The following is a 16,581-nucleotide window of genomic DNA, read 5'->3' as shown; positions in this document are numbered from 1 at the left end:
GGGGCTCGGATCCCCTTAAGATTGGGAGTCACTTTTTCGTTGCCCACCGTGCAGATCCCCGGCGTTGCCCACTACTGGCTGCTGAATGCTCAGGTTCCCCTGTCAGTACTCAAGGATGCAGTGCCGGGGGCTGTTCCCAACCGTGACCACCTGGTGTTGCTGGATCTGGAAATCGAAGGGGGGCGGATCCGCCAAATCCGAGCGGCAACAGGGATCCCGCCCCAGGGGATCCCCGGCGTGGATCTAAGGCGAGGCCAGGTGTGGCCCTGCTTTGTGGATATCCATACCCACCTGGATAAGGGGCATGTGTGGCCGCGCACCCCCAATCCCGATGGTACCTTTGCCGGGGCGAGGCAGGCCGGCCAGGAAGATTGGGTGAAGATGAAGCAAGCCTATGACGGGGATCCGGAGCAGTTTCGGGAGGATCTCTACCGTCGCTTCAGCTTTGGTTTGCGCTGCAGCTATGCCCATGGATCCCAGGCGGTGCGCACCCATCTGGCCTGTGAGAACCCTCAAGTTATGGGGGCCAACTGGGAGGTGTTTGTTCAGCTGCGCCGAGAGTGGGCGGGCAAGCTGGAACTCCAGGCGGTCACGCTTCTGAGCTTGGATACCTTTCTCACCCCTGCAGCAGAAAAGCTGGCGGACAAGGTGGCGGAAGTGGGCGGGATCCTAGGTGGAGTGGTGGCGATGGGGCCAGAGGTGGATCGGCAATTGGATCGGGTGTTTGCCCTGGCCAAGGAGCGGGGCTTGGCTCTGGACTTTCATACGGATGAGACGGATGATCCGGGATCCCTCACGTTGAGACACGTGGCAGCGGCGGCCTTGCGCAACGATTTTCCCCATCAGGTGGTGTGTGGCCATTGCTGTAGCCTGGCCGTGCAACCGCCAGAGGTGGCCCACAAGACTATGGCCTTGGTCAGAGAGGCGGGAATTGCCGTGGTCAGCCTGCCCATGTGTAATCTCTATTTGCAAGCCCGTAACCCCGGCCATACCCCCCGCTGGCGGGGAGTGACGCTGTTGCATGAGCTGAAAGCCTTGGGCGTGCCGGTGATGATAGCCAGCGATAATTGCCGGGATCCCTTCTACGGCTTTGGGGATCACGATGGCTTGGAGGTGTTCCGGGAGGCCACCCGCATTTTGCACCTGGATACCCCCTATGGGGATTGGCCACAGGCCATCACCACCACCCCTGCCCGCATCATGGGCTTGACCGAGCGAGGGCCAATTGGGGTGGGCTTGCCGGCAGATCTGGTGCTGTTCAAGGGACGTGGCTTTGACGAGCTGCTTTCCCGTCCCCAGCATGACCGGGTGGTGTTGCGTCAGGGGCAGGCCATCGACACGACTCTGCCGGACTACAGCGAACTGGACGACTTGATGGAGAAGGTGGGGACAGCGCTCAGCTCCGAGAAGTAGAGCGGGGTCACAGTCGTTTCAAGTTAGATTAAGACACTTCCCAATTGCTGATACATTCACGCTGAACTCTCCTGAACATGGTTCAGGAAAGAAGCGATCGCATCCTGCCTATCTCTGAGCAGGAAGGCGGTATCCCGCAAAGCCCTGAGGAATACCCCCCGAGCGCTTTCCCCCTTCACTTCCCGGCAACCGTTGCGGTGGACTCAAGGATCAGGGGGAAACTTGGTCTACTATATCCCTCTCAATGACTCTTGCCAAACCGCCTAAAGCTCAGTAAATTCAGCAAAGTTCAGGGTTTTGGGGGTTAGAGGCATGCTCCTCCACGGTGCCGCCCCAGCGTTCCGCGCCGCTGCCACAACCACCACCTCCAGGCAAAGGGAGAGAGCATGACTCTAGTCAATAATAAGCTCAACTATACTGAAAATAATGTATAATATGTTCAGTACGGATTACTACCAGTTGATCTTTCTGTTTACTTTCGAGTCTGCCAACATGGTAGCCAAAGCAAAGCAGAAAATTGGTAGTAAGACGACACGGAAACTGCGCTTTGGGTATTCTACTCAAAGCTTTGCGGGATACCGCCATTCTGGTTGGAAACAAACAGAATGCTATCGCTGCATAGTTGAACAGTGATGTGTGGCTACGCCACGCAAGCGAACAGCAGTGTTCAGCGTAAATGTATCAGCTAGTGCACAATGCTAAGGAAAAAGTTTCATTCCCGCTTAAAAATGACTATGCGGATTGTCCTCGAACTCCAGGGTGCAGAACTTTAAGGTTCGGCAGTTTTCCGCTACCGTGCGCCTCACGCTCTCCGGTAAGCCTTCCGGTATTTCCGCGTCGATTTCCAGGGTAATTTTGACAGTGGCTCCTGGCAGATTGGTCAGGTGCCGGATGACCTCGTCGGCAAGGGTTGCAACATCTCTGTTGACCCGCAGGGGATCCATTTCCACCCTGCCGTAAAATCGCCTCGGCAACGCCGGCTGGGAAACTTGATTTCCTTGATTCGTAACTGGGGAATCCTCCTCGCCGGGGCCAGGAAGAGGCGGAGTGCTGTCTGGGAAGATGCAGGGCGCCTTTGGGGAAGGAACTTGAAGGGCTTCCAATTGACGGCGGGCAACCTCTGGCTTGACCAGCAGGCTGTTGGAACCGATGCTGGGCTTGACTATGGCTGCCACTTGCAAGCCGAGGTATTTGCCTTTGGACTCATCGAAGGCCTCTGCGTAGGCAAAGCTATCCTCCCAAGCAGTTGAGGCTACCCCGTCTTCTACAGCTCTTAGAAGAACGGATGGGTCTTTCAAGCGGGGTAGGTAGAGGTACTGGGCCAGGCATTCCCACAGTCGTTTGAGATCGATGTGATCAGCCTCGCGCCAGAGGAATCTATCCAGCGTATCCAGGCGGAGGGTGATGGCAGAGTAAGCGGTAACCAGATCCCCCTCGTGGACAGCTTTGCGGCTGGCTTGCAAAATGGGGGAATCTTGCCCCTGCAGTCGGCATTCTTTCCACTCTAGACTGCCTTGGGGATCAGGCTGGGCTGGGATCAGCAGCCATTGATAGGTTTCCCGCAGAGCAGCCTCAACAGCAGCCTCGGATTGGTGCAGCTTGGTATTGGCTTGGGCGGTTTGGAAGGCATCTAGGTTGAGGAGAGCTTTGTCTTCCAGGATCCCTTTCCAAGCTAGGTATTGGGCGGTATTGCGTTCTAGGCTTTCCAGGCGGGTTTTGTCGGGCGCCAAAAACAGCAGCATGTTCCTGTAGTAGCGGGGGCCGCTGCCGCGACGCTGGAGGGCCTGCTCAGCCCAGACTCGCCCAGGGCTATCCTGGCTACCCCGGCTATGGGAATACTGAGGATGCAGGATCACCAGCCGCACGCCTAAAGTGGGATCGTCGGGAATATCGGCAGTGGAGTCGGGGGCAACGTGAACGGCGCTGAACTCACCGCGATTTCTGTCGGCTTTGAGGCGCCGGATGATCTCTTGGCAGAGGGTGTGGGGCTCGTCCCTCAACAGTTGCTCGGCTCGCTCCTGAGCAGTGCGGTTGACGTTGGGCTGGGTGGAAATCCAGTAGCGACTGCCATCTCCGTATAGGTAAGTTGCCTGGTCGGATAGCCGCCGCAGGGCATCGCCGAAGGTGATGGGGTGTTCTCCCGGTTGCACGCAGCCCAGCTTGATGCGGCGCTCCTCAATGCCGCGGTTGGCGGCCCGCAGGGTGGGGGCGGATCCCATGTAGATGGTGCGGGCAACCCGGCGACAGGCGGAATACCGGCCCAGGTTGGGGTGATCTCGGTCGAGAGTCAGGGGCAGGGAAGTGGGGCCATCCACGTCTTTGTCGATTACCGGCAGCCAGTTGTCGTCTAGGTAGCGGGTCAGCTCTGCTTGTACCTGTTGATCGTCCATGGGGATGTGGGCGGGCAGGATCATCAGGCTGCGGTCATTTCGCTCCCAGAGGGTGTGGATGACCCTGGCCATCAGCCGTAGCACACCGCGGGTGCGTTGAAACTTGTCGAGAGTAGACCAGTCGGAGTAAAGGCGGTCAAACAGCTCTGGGTGAATGGGATAAGCAGCCTTGAGGCGGCGTTCGTAGTCACTTTCTTTGCACTCGCTGGGAAATTCCTGGCTTTGGCTGCGATAGAGATCCATGAACGCTTTCACCACGGCATCCCGCTGCACAAATAGCTCGGGATTGGTGAGGGGCTGAAACAGGCGGCGGCGGACAATTTCAAAGCTTTCTTCAGCGCTCGCGGGCCGCCAAGGGGATTCCACCCGGCCAATGGCATTTCTCAGGCGAACCAGAGCTTCTTTGCCCCGCTCCCCGCCAATTTCGATATCCGAAGAAGGAAGGCTCACCACCAGCAGTGTATCTTTTGCGTTCTTGGCCGATTCGCTCAGGGTTTGGGCAAAGGTAAACTGGGTGTCGAAACTGCCGCCGGCTAGGTCAGGGCTGTCGTGGAGTTGGCGAGCATAGGCCACCCACTCATCGATTAGGATCAGGCAAGGGGCATAGCGGTTGAACAAGACTTTAAGCGCATCGCCGGGGTTGGTGGAAGTTGCGTCGGCCTGCTGCACCCGCGCATAGCCTTCGGCACCTCCCAGTTGCCAGGCCAACTCCCCCCAAAGGGTGCGGATCAGGGGGCGGTTTTGCTGGGCGTGCTCAGGCTTGTAGGAGGGAATGCCGCTGGGCTGGAGCTTGTTCCCCACCAGGACGGCTATCCTGACGTTTTGAGGTGGTCTCTGCAGGCCGACGGCTTGGAGAAGAGACTCTGTGCCGGGTAGGGGGCCCTCACCCCTAGCCCCTCTTCCAAAGAGGTGGTAGAGGGCAAGCATGGCGTGGGTTTTGCCGCCGCCAAAGTTGGTCTGCAACTCTATCACGGGATCCCCCCCTTGGCCGCTGAGGCGCTTCAGGGCATTGGTGAGCAGTTGTTGCAATCCCTCGGTAAGGTAGGTGCGGCGGTAGAACTCGACGGGATCCCGGTACTCATCCGAACCTTCGCCCAGGTAGACTTCCCAAAGATCGGCGGCAAATTCGGCTTGTTGGAAGCGACCTGAAGCCACATCGGGGTGGGGAGTGGCAACCTCGCGCCAGGGCTTGAGGCCAGCCTGGGGCTGACCTTCTGTAGGGGATCCCATAGCGCGACGGCTTTCCCGCTTGGCCTGTTCTTCGAAGCGCAGTCGCAGTAGCTCTTGTTTTTGTTTTTCAACTTCGGCAGCTTGGGGGGCAGCAATGGCGCTCAGCAGTCGGGCAACGCTATCGAGGGCGCGATAGGCATCGTCAAAACCAAAAGTGCAGGTGTGGGCCCAGGTGTTGCGGGTATTGCGCAGCTCGCTGACTAGGGTGCGCTCCGCTTGTCCCAGAGTTTGCCTGAAGACGGTGTTCCACTGCTCCCACATGAGAGTCAGCAGCGCCAAAACATCTTCCTCCAGGATCTGCTCAGGACTTTTGAATTTGGGAGAGCTCTCGGGCAGGTTGTCGGCGACAACTGTCAGCCACTTCTCTCCATGGAAGGCTTGCATCTCCCGCACGACAAAAGGATAAAGCCCCTGCCGCAGAAGGTTGAGGGCGCGTCCAACTCGTTCGTGGTTGCTGATAGCCATAAGTGATTGAATGAAGTTGAAGTTAGGGGGTGGGTCGATTATTTCCAGATTAAAGTGAGATCCACAACAAAGCCAGGGAGAACCGGATCCCCAGACAAGCTAGTAGGCCGCTCCAAAACTTGCACCAGCTGACCTGGGCGGTAGACGTAAACCCGCTGGCTTTCTGGATCGATCAGCCAGCCCAGTTGGGATCCGTTGTCTAGGTACTCCTGCAGCTTGGCCTGAAGGATAGCCAGCTCGTCAGTAGGAGACTTTAGTTCCAGCACAAAGTCAGGGCAAAGAGGAGCAAAGCGACGACGCTGCTCCGGGGTAAGCTGCTGCCAGCGCTCTTTGGCAATCCAAGCGGCATCGGGAGAGCGGATGGCCCCATTGGGCAGGGCAAAGCCCGCGGAAGAGTCAAAGACAAAACCTAAGTTCTTGCCTCGATTCCACTGCCACAGTTGGCCCAGCAGGTCGGCATTGCGGAATCCAGTTTCGCTGCCTGCAGGGGCCATGGCAATCAGTTCTCCTTGGGCGGTGCGTTCCAGGCGCAGCTCAGGATTTTGCCGGCAAAGCTGTTCGAAAACTTCATCGGTTAAATTCAAAGCCGGTTGCAGGTTGAGGGCAATCATGAGCTCATCCTGGTGGGCAGTTTTAGAGCGTGGGGAGCACTATTCCCAGATTAAGGTGAGATCCACCACAAAGCCAGGGAGAACGGGATCCCCAGACAAGCTGGTAGGTCGCTCCAAAACCTGTACCGGCTGACCTGGGCGATAGACGTAAACTTGGCCCTTTTCTGGGTCAATTAACCAGCCCAGTTGGGATCCGTTGTCTAGGTACTCCTGCAGCTTGGCCTGAAGGATAGCCAGCTCGTCAGTAGGAGACTTTAGTTCCAGCACAAAGTCAGGGCAAAGAGGAGCAAAGCGACGGCGCTGCTCTGGGGTGAGCTGCTGCCAGCGCTCTTTGGGCATCCAAGCGGCATCGGGAGAGCGAATGGCCCCATTGGGCAAGGCAAAACCGGCGGAAGAGTCAAAGGCCACACCAAGCTGAGTTTGCCGGTTCCACTGCCAGAGCTGGGCGCTGAGGCTCAAGTTTTGACGGCTGCTTTCGCTGCCTGCAGGGGCCATGGCAATCAGTTCTCCTTGGGCGGTGCGTTCCAGGCGCAGCTCAGGATTTTGCCGGCAAAGCTGTTCGAAAACTTCATCGGTTAAATTCAAAGCCGGTTGCAGGTTGAGGGCAAGCATCATCTTCTTTGGGCAAAACTCTCAGAGTACGTGGCCTATGGCTCGTATTAATTCCCTAAGATGGAGCGTATTTTTTGGCGAAGGGCACGAAGGGCTGGACTTCTACCCAGATCTCGACTTTGGGCCAAGACTTCTGGCACCCACTCTAAAATCGGTAGCTGAGGAAAGGTTGGGCTGGTGGCAGAAGCCTGATATTGGCCGGATTGCAGGATGTAGATGGTTAGCTGGTTGCCTTGATAAACCCAAAGTTCGGGCACTCCTAGGCGGGTGTAAGCCTCAATCTGGGTTTTGGAAGTAACATCCACTTCGATGGCCAGATCCGGAGGCGGGTCAACAGATAGATCCAGCCGATCTTTGCCAATCACGGCCTGGTGATTTTGGATATAGAAGCATTCATCAGGTTCGATCCCGTAGTTCATTGCTTGCTGTTTGAAGGTAGCTGACCCAAAACATTCGCAGTCAACTTCCAGTTCCTCTAGCAAGATTTTGACAATGTCTCCAATGATGGATTTTTCTCGCTCATGCTTGGGTGAGGGCATTCTGATTTCCAATATCCCATCGCTGTAGGCAATGCGGCTGGCTCGCTTTTCGCCCAGCTCATCTAGGATGGCTTCAAAGTCTAACCAATTCAGATTGTGAATCAGCAGGCGCTGGCCGGGTGGGATGGTGAGTTGTCGAAGCTGGAGGGTGACCATCGTCTGGTTGGGTGTAAGGATAGAAATCTCTGAGGTCTTTTAGCTTATGGGGGTGTGGGGGTAGCTAAGCCCCGCACTGTACCCGTAGGGTCGGTGTCGGGATACAGATACCCCCACTATGCTAGAAGTAGTTGCACAAAACGGCTTTTGCCGGAATCTGGTGCAACTACGCGGTAGGGCATTCCGTGTCTGCTCGCTGAGGGTTCTTGCGTAGGCTCCCCGATGAAGCGAGAAGCCCGCACTGTACCCGTAGGGTCAGCGATGGGAGTATGTCACGCTTTGCTTCCCCCAGAGGTAGGGAACTAAAGCAAGCTGGGCTGGAAAGGATCATGCTGCTTTTTCTTCATTTCGGATGCTAGCCGGTTAATTTCCGGCCAGGCAATGACGAGAGTGTTATAGGCTAGGGCTTCTTGAGTCCAGCCTTTCTTTTCGCAGAGGGTATAGAGCCGATAGGCCAGATCGCGGGCAACCGCACCTCTATCTCCCAAGGCAGCCAGGAGAGCGGCGGCTTCCATTTCTCCTTTCCGATCGAGGGTGTGGATGAGGGTCTGGGTGATGAGCCAGGCGGAGGAAGCAAGGAGCAAGGAGAGGGAATCTGCTCCCTTTTCTTTTCTCTGGGCTATTTCCTCTCTTCTCAACAACCGCACCTTGCCGGCCTTGGCTTCTAGGATCCCAAGTTCCTCAAGGGACTCAATGCTGACGTTTCTGGCCTTGCTGAGGACTTCTGCTTCCCCGTAGGGGCCTGGCTCAAATTGATATTGGGCAAACCAAGTGGTGGCCCAGCGGCTGCCCTCATCCAATTCCCCTTCCTGTTCGCTGAGATATTCATCTAGGTACTGGTTGATCAGTTGCAGGGCAGTGCGGACGGTCAGGGGCGAGCCATCGCTTTCCAAAACTGCAGCGTAGCGGGAATAGATGGCCATGCCGGGGCCGATGCTGGCTTGGGCCAAGTCCACAGGAGCAATGCTGCCCTGCTGCAGAAGTTTAAGCGCCTTGGGCAGCTCGCGCTTCAGCTCGGCAAGGAATTGGCGACGGGTAGCCTTGGGCGCATCGGCGGGGCGGGGACGACAGACGAGGACAATCGAGGAAGCGAGAGCATTGGAGCCAATGCTGAGAGATCTTCCGCTCCGCTCTGTCCGCATTGGCCAAGTGCCGTTGATGGTTAAGCCGGATTGCATTAACCCTTCCAGCATGGTTTCCCAACCCGTAGAGGCTCTGCCCTCACCCTGCCCTCTCCCACCTTGGGAGAGGGGAACTGGATCGTCCATATCCTCATCTTCTTCTCCCCATCGCCCCTTTTGGGAGAGGGGGCCGGGGGGTGAGGGGTCTTCCTCCTGTTGTTTGAATGCGTAGAAGATGGTAACGGGATAAGAGTCATGGCTGACGGCTCTCATGCGTGAGAAGGCTTGCTTAATTCCTTCCTCAAAAAATTCTTTGGCTTTCTGCTCGCTGCCTTCAAAGCGGTAGGGAGTGGAAACCAGTTCTTGGGCTTTAGGAACCAATAGGGTACTGAAAATGTTGGGGTAAACACTGCCTAGAGAGCGACGCAACCAGACATAGAAAAAGTCGGACAGATCAGCATAACCAATATTGTCGCAGTTATGCACACAGCCCATCGCTGTAGTGTAGGAATGATCTACAGTTTCGAGATTGTAGACATAGCCGATGTAGGGTTTACGCTCAACTTTGCGAATGGGGGCGAGATAGCCGTTGTTCCACCAATAGCCATGTTGGCTAAAGCGCTTTAGCGATAGCGATTCATGCTTGGGTTCACCAATATATTCTGCGAGTTTCAGTAAGGATGATCCATTGACGGTGATGTTGTGTTGGGGATAACGGGCGATGACAGGGTTGCCGTTGACGATCGTACTCTTAACGGTTCGAGTGTGAAGGCAAGAGCGAATGCCAATTTTTTGTAAAATGAGTTGAATTTGTCCGGCTAAAGCAGGAGAGACAGTAACGGCTTTGTAGCCGCTGTTAGCACGATAGCCATCGCCCCACCAATAGCCTTTGATCAATTCTTCTAAAAATTCAGCAGGAAGTTCTAAAACCCATTGTGGCAAGCACTTTTGACCCTCTTCTGTATAAAACCAGGTACGAAACAGAGTGGTGATGGGTTTTGAGTAGAAGTTAAGACGGAAAGAGTTGTTGTTATTTTTGCGGTTGTCGGTGGTTTTACCAGGAGCTAGGCCAAAGCAGGCTTGCATCAATTGGATAATGTCTGCTTGCAGATTTTGCTCTTCCCAGTGCAGGGTAAATTGAATGGTGCCGCCATCAGATTCCAGTCTGGCATAGCCTTCTGCAATGAAGAATCCGATTAGACGACAAAGTGCAGGGGTGATTTTTAGGTGAGCGGGAATGGTGTATTGACGATCGCGGCAAAGGGTGGCGGTTTGTTGTTCTCTGCGGCTGAGAGATTTAGACGTTGCTTTTTGGTAGTGCAGTAAACCATCACACTCAAGGTAGTTACTCTCTGGCAACCAATCTTGCAGCGCAATGATTGGCTGAAACTTTTCCGTGAGTAGGGTTGGAATAAAGATCAGGTCGTAGGGTTTGATTTGAGAAGCGGGTATCCAATCTAGCCGATAATCGGCAAAGGCTTGGTGTCGGCAGCGTCCCTGGCTTTTGAGGTAGGAACAATCGGGATGGCAATAGCTAAACTGATAACCACAGGGATTCGTTGAAATGCCATAGATTGGATGTTCTCCAGTGATGATTAGAGGATGGTTGATACCAGCGATCGTGAGGTGATAAATTTCTCCCTCATACCAGCGTTTTGATGTGTTGATGACAGGGGAGAAGCGCCCTTCATGGGTTAAGACCAAATCGCCAATTTGAATGTCTTGAATAGGAACATAGCCCTTTGTGGTTTGGATAAGGGTATCGGTTGCAAGGCAATAGGGCGGATCGGTGGAGATGAGTTTGGGGGTGGTGTCCTGGGGGTGAGGAGCTGTTGCGTCGTGTTGGGTAACTTCGGATTGAAGGGGAGAGTCTAGCTTGGATAAAGCCTCAACAATCCAGGCAACTCCTGTGTCAGTCCAGTTTCCGCAAGAAGAGCTAAATAGATTAGCTTCCGTGAAATCCCATATCATTGGAAGGGCTTGTCTGGCAAACGTGTTACGTGTCGCTTCTACGCTGTTTCGCCAACTGACCAGTGCTGAATTAGCATCAACTGCTTTACTAACAGCAAACGCCAAATAAACGCTAATCGCCTCTCCATACGCCCTCGCGCCTGTGCCGCCCTCGGCTAGGGGCACATCGTCATTGGGGAGTCCGGCGGCAATGGCATCGGCTGTGGCCTTTTCCCGTGCTTCCGCCACCAAATCACTGAAGGTGGTGAGGGCAACCAGTTGCCGAGGGGTGAAGAGGTCGGCAAAAGTATTCATTCCGTATAACGGAACACTAACTCGGCATTTACCTTGTAATTCTCCCAATGGCTTCCAAGTAGGTTGTGCTGATTCAGCAATTTCAACGTGTTCTTGTTGAGGTGATAGATACACCCTGCCATTTTGTCCCTCCGCCACAATGGCCATCAGCTGCGCTCCCATACGTCCGGCGCGGCCCTCTTTGCGGATGTACTCCAGCGGCACAGGCGTTCCGCAGGCAATGCAGCGTGCTCCTTTGCGGCCTACGGTTCCCTCCGGCGCTTTGCCCTTACCTGACCTGACCACAAACCGGATTGAGGGAGCAGAAGCGCTCTCTCCCCCATTCACCACCACCGGCTCTACCCAAGCCTCTTTCCCCTTCTTCGTCGAAAGCTGAAACGATCGCACCAAGGGCATCTGACAGCGGCAGGCTGGATTTGGACAGGTCACCGTCCGCGCCCACAACCAGGCAATCACCGTCAACTCCTCTGTGCCTAAGGGGTTTGAACAGGGAGGATAGAGATGTCCAATGCGCTCAAAGGCTTGTTCCCGCATCCAAGCCCCGTAATACCGGACATCTGCTGCCAATCCTTGGGCACCCCGCCAGGCTGAGATATGCTTCTTAGCCCGATCTTCGGGGTTGATGGGGGCCTTGTCCTTAAACTTCGGTGGAATCTCGATCAATGCCTTGTTGATCAGCACCGCCACCGGGTTGAGATCGCTGGCATGGGCCTCTAACCCCAAGCGCTGCGCTTCCAACGGGATGGATCCGCCACCGGCAAAGGGATCGTAAACGGGCGGCGCGTACTTGGCGATGTATTCTCTAACTGCTGCCGGATCCGTAGGGGGCTCTTCTCCTCGATCCCAGGCTAGACATCGGGCAATTTCTCGCTGCGCTGCCTCCAGCACCCCGGAGTTGGGATCGTTCACGTCATCCCAGGACACCAGACCCCGCACGACCCGCTTCCCCTGTTCGATCTCTATGCGGCCCAGGATGTTGAACAGCCGCTGCCGCTCTCGCTCTTGGTCGGCCTCGGTGGGGAACTTGTCCGGCCAACTGGAAGGGTCATCGACCAGGGAAGCCCAGAGCACTGCCCGACAGGCTGCCAGGGGTCGCCGCGCCCACCAGAGATGTAGGGTGCTGGGGTGACCATGGCGGATGGATTTCTCGCGAGCCGATTCCAGATTGATGGCTTCGAGGGGCAGGGCAACTTCAATCAGCTTCTTGCGGCGGCTCATTAGACAAAGGTCAGCTAGAAATTGCAGGAGCCCCGCACTGTACCCGTAGGGTCGGTGTCGGGAGGAATGCTATAATAATACTGCGGACACCAGAAACGGTTGTTTAAGGCACTGGTAACGGTCGATTGGGGGTGCTGTAAACCACCCCAGAGGTCAAGCCTACGGCTCGCTTCGCGAACGTGGTTGGCTTGCTAACTGCAGGGCTACTAAAAGCCCGCTTCGTACCGCCTAGCGGTTGGTGTCGGGTAGTTTACTCGGGTTAAACAGGCTGCAGTTTAGAGTTTAGTCTGAGGGGAAGGCGGGCTCAACGAAAAGATGGCTCCAGCCTGTTCAAGAACAAGTGACATACTCCCATCACTGACCCTACAGGTACAGCGTGGGCTTCGCGCTTCATCGGGGAGCCTTCGCAAGAACCCTCCACGCGCAGACACGGAATGCCCTACCGCGTAGTTGTACCAGATTCCGGCAACGCCGTTTTATACAACTACTCCCATCATACATCATGTGGGGGTATCTGTATCCCGACACTGACACTACGGGTACAGTGCGGGGCTTAGCTACCCCACGCCCCCACAAGCTAAGGCATCTTGATTTTGGACAAGCCATGTTGGGCTGCAAGACAACTCGCTGACCTGCTGGAACATGGATTTGCCGCAATTCCAGTAGCATGAATTCATCCTACCAATGAAAGTTAGTATCTATTTGGGATCCCTTCCTCGATTCCACAATTCTTTCCAATCATAGTTGACGCTACTGGCCCCAAAATCCGGCTCCCGTTGAAAAGGCCGCCGCACATACCGCACCTGGCAGCCTTCGCCCGGCACGGTGTAGGTGCCTGCAGGGGTCTTTACCCTGAAGGCATCCCCTTCTGGAAAGGCGGGATCGGCTGGCACTTCTACCAAAGCCAGGATGAAATGGTCGGGTTTGTTGAGAGCTGTCAAGATTTCATTTTTGGTAACGGTTACCGTCTTTGCTCCCTCAACTCTGCCTTTGACTTCAATGAAGCGAAGGCCTTCCCTTCCAGCGGATTCGATATCATAGCCCAGGTTTTCAGCGCTGACATCACGAGGTTCGTAGCCCAACGCCCGCTCTATGGCCATAACGGCAGCCATTGCTGCTTGTTCTACTCGCCGGGTTTCGCGGGCAAAGGTGGTAGGGGTTGACCCTCGCTTGCCCTGTAGCCGCTGCAGCAGTCCGATGGGGATCACCAAGGCTTTCCCGGTTACCACCGGCGGCAAGGAGGATAGCTGGCGCTCCTGCTCCAACTCCGATAGGCGCTTCTGAAGGCGATCCGCCAACTCATCCGCCCGCTGCTGAGCCTTGGCAGAGTTGAGCTTGGCGTTGGGCCTGCCGGCTTGCTCTTGCAGCCGCAACTGTGCAGCTTGATGATCCCAGTAGTTAATTTCTCGGGTGAGGCGATCTTTAACAGCCAGCTCCGTCTTGTTGATCAATTCTTCCCGCTGAGCTTTGATTTCCTGGAAATGCTGGGGAACTAAACGCTCAATGGCGTAAGCGATGGCTTGGCTTTCTACCTCTGAAGCCGAGAGCTGGGGGATGTGGGATCCAGCTTTCGCTTTCACAAGGTCGCGCTCTGCGGGAGTTAGGGGCCGGTAGTCCAAGTAGGGAGCATAGCCGGCGCTTCTTACCCTGACGCTCTCTCCTCCTCCTAGCCCTTGGGGAGCGGGGAGAAAGATCTCCACATATTGCATCCGTCGGGAGATAACCCGTCGCTGGCCATTTCGGTCTAGGCGCCCATCCTGAAGGGCATGCTCTAGGTACACCAGTATCCGTGGTGTTTCGCCGGGATCGTTTTCATCGACGAGGATGGATCCCTGTCTGAGCAAATCTCGGTGTTGCTCCAAAACCAAGTCCAGAGTGGCATCCAGCAGGGGATGGCCTGGGCAGATGAACTCTGCCGGGGGCTTGTTGGGGACGCTGATGAGGTTTTTGTTAAAGGTAATCCGCTCGTATTTTTTTAAGATGGGTGCGCCCAACCCAATCTGGCGGTCGCGATTGCGAATTGCTGCCGGCACATGGGTAATTTCATAGCGTTTGGGTTCCCGCTCTCGAATGGTGCCACCCAAGCGTTGAAAAGCTTCTAGGAAGAAGGAGGCAATGAAATGAGGCTGGAGCTTGCGGGCCTCGGCTCGCTCCATTTCCGCCCGGATTTGCTGCACTTTGGTCGTATCCATCGAGTCGTGGGCCAGGGCGCGTTCTGCCAGGAGTTCCCTGAGCCGCTCGTGGTCTAGGCGATCTGCAATCACTTGATTGAGTCGGGCCTTGACCTCTGGACGATCCCCGTAGCGAATGGCCTCGATCAGCAGCTCTCGCAGTTCTTGACCGGCAATCGCTTTGCCCAGGACATCGAAGACCTTGCCCCCCAAGGCCCTTTGCTCGATTTCTATTTTTTTCAGCAAAGCCAAGTAGACATCTCCTTCCCGCGTTTCCTCGGCCACTAGGTTCCACAGGTGGCAGACCTCGGTTTGACCAATGCGGTGAATTCTCCCAAAGCGCTGCTCCAGGCGGTTGGGGTTCCAAGGCAGGTCGTAGTTCACCATCAGGTGGGCCCGTTGAAGGTTGATCCCTTCTCCCGCAGCATCGGTAGCAATGAGTACTTGAACGGCGGGATCCTGTTTAAAGGCTTCCTCGGCTTTTTTGCGCTCTTCTCGACCCATGCTGCCGTGAATGGTGATCACCGCTTCCGGTTGGCCCAGCAAGTTCCCCACTCGGTCAGCCAGATAGTTGAGGGTATCTCGATGTTCGGTGAAGATAACCAACTTGCGCCGATGTCCGCCGGCATCAAACATCTCCCCCTGATTTTGCAAGAGTTTCGATAGCTCCTCCCACTTGCGGTCTTTGCCGCTACGTCTCACTTGCAAGGCTAATTTTTCCAGCTCCTGCAGCCGCTGAATTTCTGCCTGCAGCTCGACAATTGTGCGGGCGGCAGTTGCCTGATCTACCAGCTCTTCTTCTCGCGGTTCCCGCTCTTCAGCAGGGCAGTCTTCAAAATCCTCATCCCAGCCTTCTTCGTCTAGCAGGGAAGTGGTAAAAGCAAGGTTGTCTCCCCGGCTGCGCAATTGTTCTTCCTTTAGCTTCCGCTGCAGTCTCTCTCGTCTTCGCAGCAAGGATTGGTAGATCGCTTCTGGAGAAGAGGCTAGCCGACGTTGCAGGATGGTTAAAGCAAAACCGACCGTCCTTTTGCGGCTACCTTGCTCTAAAGCTTCCGCGCGGTTAAACTCTTCGCGCACGTAATCGGTCACTTCCTTATAGAGCCTGGCTTCCAGGTCAGACAAGACGTACTGGACGGTGTAAGCTCGCCGTTCGGGAAAGAGAGGCTTGCCATCGAACTTGAGCAGGTCTTCTTTCACCAGCCGCCGCATCAAATCCGAGGCATCACAGGTATGAACTCCATCTCGGAATCTCCCCTCAAAGCGATCCCCATCCAGCAAAGCCAAAAAAAGCTGAAAGTCTTCTTCTCTACCGTTGTGGGGAGTGGCTGTCATCAGTAAAAAGTGGCGTGTTAGCTGCGAGAGCAACTTGCCCAGCTTGTAACGCTTGGTTTCTTTGATTTCTCCCCCAAAGAAGGATGCGGAGAGTTTGTGGGCCTCATCAACAATAACCAGATCCCAATCAGTTTGCCTCAGTTTCTCCTGCAGGGCCTCATCTCGGCTGAGCTTATCGAGGCGGGCAATGAGAAGAGGTATCTCCAGGAAAGGGTTGCCAGTTCGGGCGGCTTGAATGCGATCGTTGGTCAAGATCTCAAAGGGCAAATGAAACTTTTGCACCATCTCATCTTGCCACTGCAGCGTTAGACTCCCCGGGCAAACGATGAGACAGCGGTGCAAGTCACCTCGAATCAATAGCTCTCTAACCAAAAGCCCTGCCATGATGGTTTTGCCGGCACCTGGGTCATCGGCCAGCAAAAACCGCAGCGGCTGCCGCGTGAGCATTTCCCCATAGACGGCGCTGATCTGGTGGGGCAGGGGTTCTACCAGAGAGGTGTGAACGGCCAGCAAGGGATCAAACAGGTGCGCCAGCCGAATCCGATAGGCCTCTGAAGCTAGGCGAAATAAGGCGCCGTCTCCCTCGAAGTTGCCAAGGGATCCCTCGGCTACCACCTCTAGGGTTGGCTCTTTATCCCGAAACAGAAGCTCTGAATGGAGACGCCCCTGAGTGTCTTTGTAGATGGCCTCGATGGTGCTGCTGCCGTACCACCTCACACTCACGATGGCAACGGTTTGATTGGGCAGGATCCCTTTGACCTTGGCGCCAGGGGTGAGATCTTCCAGTCGAGCCATAAACTGCGGGTTTCCAGAGCTGCGAGCGGAGCCTGTTCCAGCTCCCCATTGCTATGTTGCGCTCACTTCCAGCTCTTTTCCCACAGCAAAAGTCCCCTTCTTCCATAAAAGGAGACAGCAGTTTGGAGTTGGCAAGCGGCTTCACGACGGTTTTAAGCCGGTTTTAAGTCCTGATACATTTACGCTGAACACTGCTGAACATCACTGTTCAACTATGCAGCGATAGCATTCTGTTTGTTTCCATTCGCGTTAGCGGGACGGAG

The 16,581-nt window shown here is 55.5% G+C and carries 7 protein-coding genes; 1 reads left to right on the top strand and 6 read right to left on the bottom strand.

Annotated elements, in window-relative coordinates; all coding sequences use genetic code 11:
* The first annotated feature begins 48 nt into the window (after nucleotides 1–48).
* On the top strand, nucleotides 49–1,413 hold the full coding sequence (locus tag ACVWYY_RS11815; RefSeq protein ID WP_457440666.1) for a cytosine deaminase: 1,365 nt from the start codon (nucleotides 49–51) through the stop codon (nucleotides 1,411–1,413).
* 722 nt (nucleotides 1,414–2,135) lie between these two features.
* Here ACVWYY_RS11815 and ACVWYY_RS11810 read toward each other — a convergent pair.
* The 6 genes from ACVWYY_RS11810 to ACVWYY_RS11785 form a co-directional block, all read right to left on the bottom strand.
* Nucleotides 2,136–5,498 (bottom strand): Swt1 family HEPN domain-containing protein, encoded by a 3,363-nt coding sequence (locus tag ACVWYY_RS11810; RefSeq protein WP_457440649.1) that lies wholly within the window; start codon nucleotides 5,496–5,498, stop codon nucleotides 2,136–2,138.
* 38 nt (nucleotides 5,499–5,536) lie between these two features.
* Nucleotides 5,537–6,109, bottom strand: coding sequence for a Uma2 family endonuclease (locus tag ACVWYY_RS11805; RefSeq protein ID WP_414329670.1), 573 nt, complete (start codon nucleotides 6,107–6,109; stop codon nucleotides 5,537–5,539).
* A gap of 39 nt (nucleotides 6,110–6,148) precedes the next feature.
* Entirely contained in the window at nucleotides 6,149–6,721 is a 573-nt protein-coding gene (locus tag ACVWYY_RS11800) for a Uma2 family endonuclease (protein WP_457440664.1), read from the bottom strand.
* A 47-nt stretch (nucleotides 6,722–6,768) separates the two neighbouring features.
* Nucleotides 6,769–7,416 (bottom strand): Uma2 family endonuclease, encoded by a 648-nt coding sequence (locus tag ACVWYY_RS11795; protein WP_414329080.1) that lies wholly within the window; start codon nucleotides 7,414–7,416, stop codon nucleotides 6,769–6,771.
* A 302-nt stretch (nucleotides 7,417–7,718) separates the two neighbouring features.
* The gene (locus tag ACVWYY_RS11790; protein ID WP_457440647.1) at nucleotides 7,719–12,020 is read right to left on the bottom strand and encodes a DUF1156 domain-containing protein; all 4,302 of its coding nucleotides are present in this window, start codon (nucleotides 12,018–12,020) and stop codon (nucleotides 7,719–7,721) included.
* Nucleotides 12,021–12,718: 698 nt separating this feature from the next.
* Nucleotides 12,719–16,318 (bottom strand): helicase-related protein, encoded by a 3,600-nt coding sequence (locus tag ACVWYY_RS11785; RefSeq protein ID WP_414328702.1) that lies wholly within the window; start codon nucleotides 16,316–16,318, stop codon nucleotides 12,719–12,721.
* Nucleotides 16,319–16,581 lie beyond the last annotated feature (263 nt).

It is taken from the genome of Thermostichus sp. MS-CIW-34, from assembly GCF_054060435.1.
This window is presented reverse-complemented; position numbering and strand designations above follow the sequence as displayed.

Bases quoted from the DNA above. Each gene is read 5' to 3' on its own strand.
- ACVWYY_RS11810 (WP_457440649.1), bottom strand. From the start codon at position 5,498: ATGGCTATCAGCAACCACGAACGAGTTGGACGCGCCCTCAACCTTCTG.
- ACVWYY_RS11805 (WP_414329670.1), bottom strand. From the start codon at position 6,109: ATGATTGCCCTCAACCTGCAACCGGCTTTGAATTTAACCGATGAAGTT.
- ACVWYY_RS11800 (WP_457440664.1), bottom strand. From the start codon at position 6,721: ATGCTTGCCCTCAACCTGCAACCGGCTTTGAATTTAACCGATGAAGTT.
- ACVWYY_RS11795 (WP_414329080.1), bottom strand. From the start codon at position 7,416: ATGGTCACCCTCCAGCTTCGACAACTCACCATCCCACCCGGCCAGCGC.
- ACVWYY_RS11790 (WP_457440647.1), bottom strand. From the start codon at position 12,020: ATGAGCCGCCGCAAGAAGCTGATTGAAGTTGCCCTGCCCCTCGAAGCC.
- ACVWYY_RS11785 (WP_414328702.1), bottom strand. From the start codon at position 16,318: ATGGCTCGACTGGAAGATCTCACCCCTGGCGCCAAGGTCAAAGGGATC.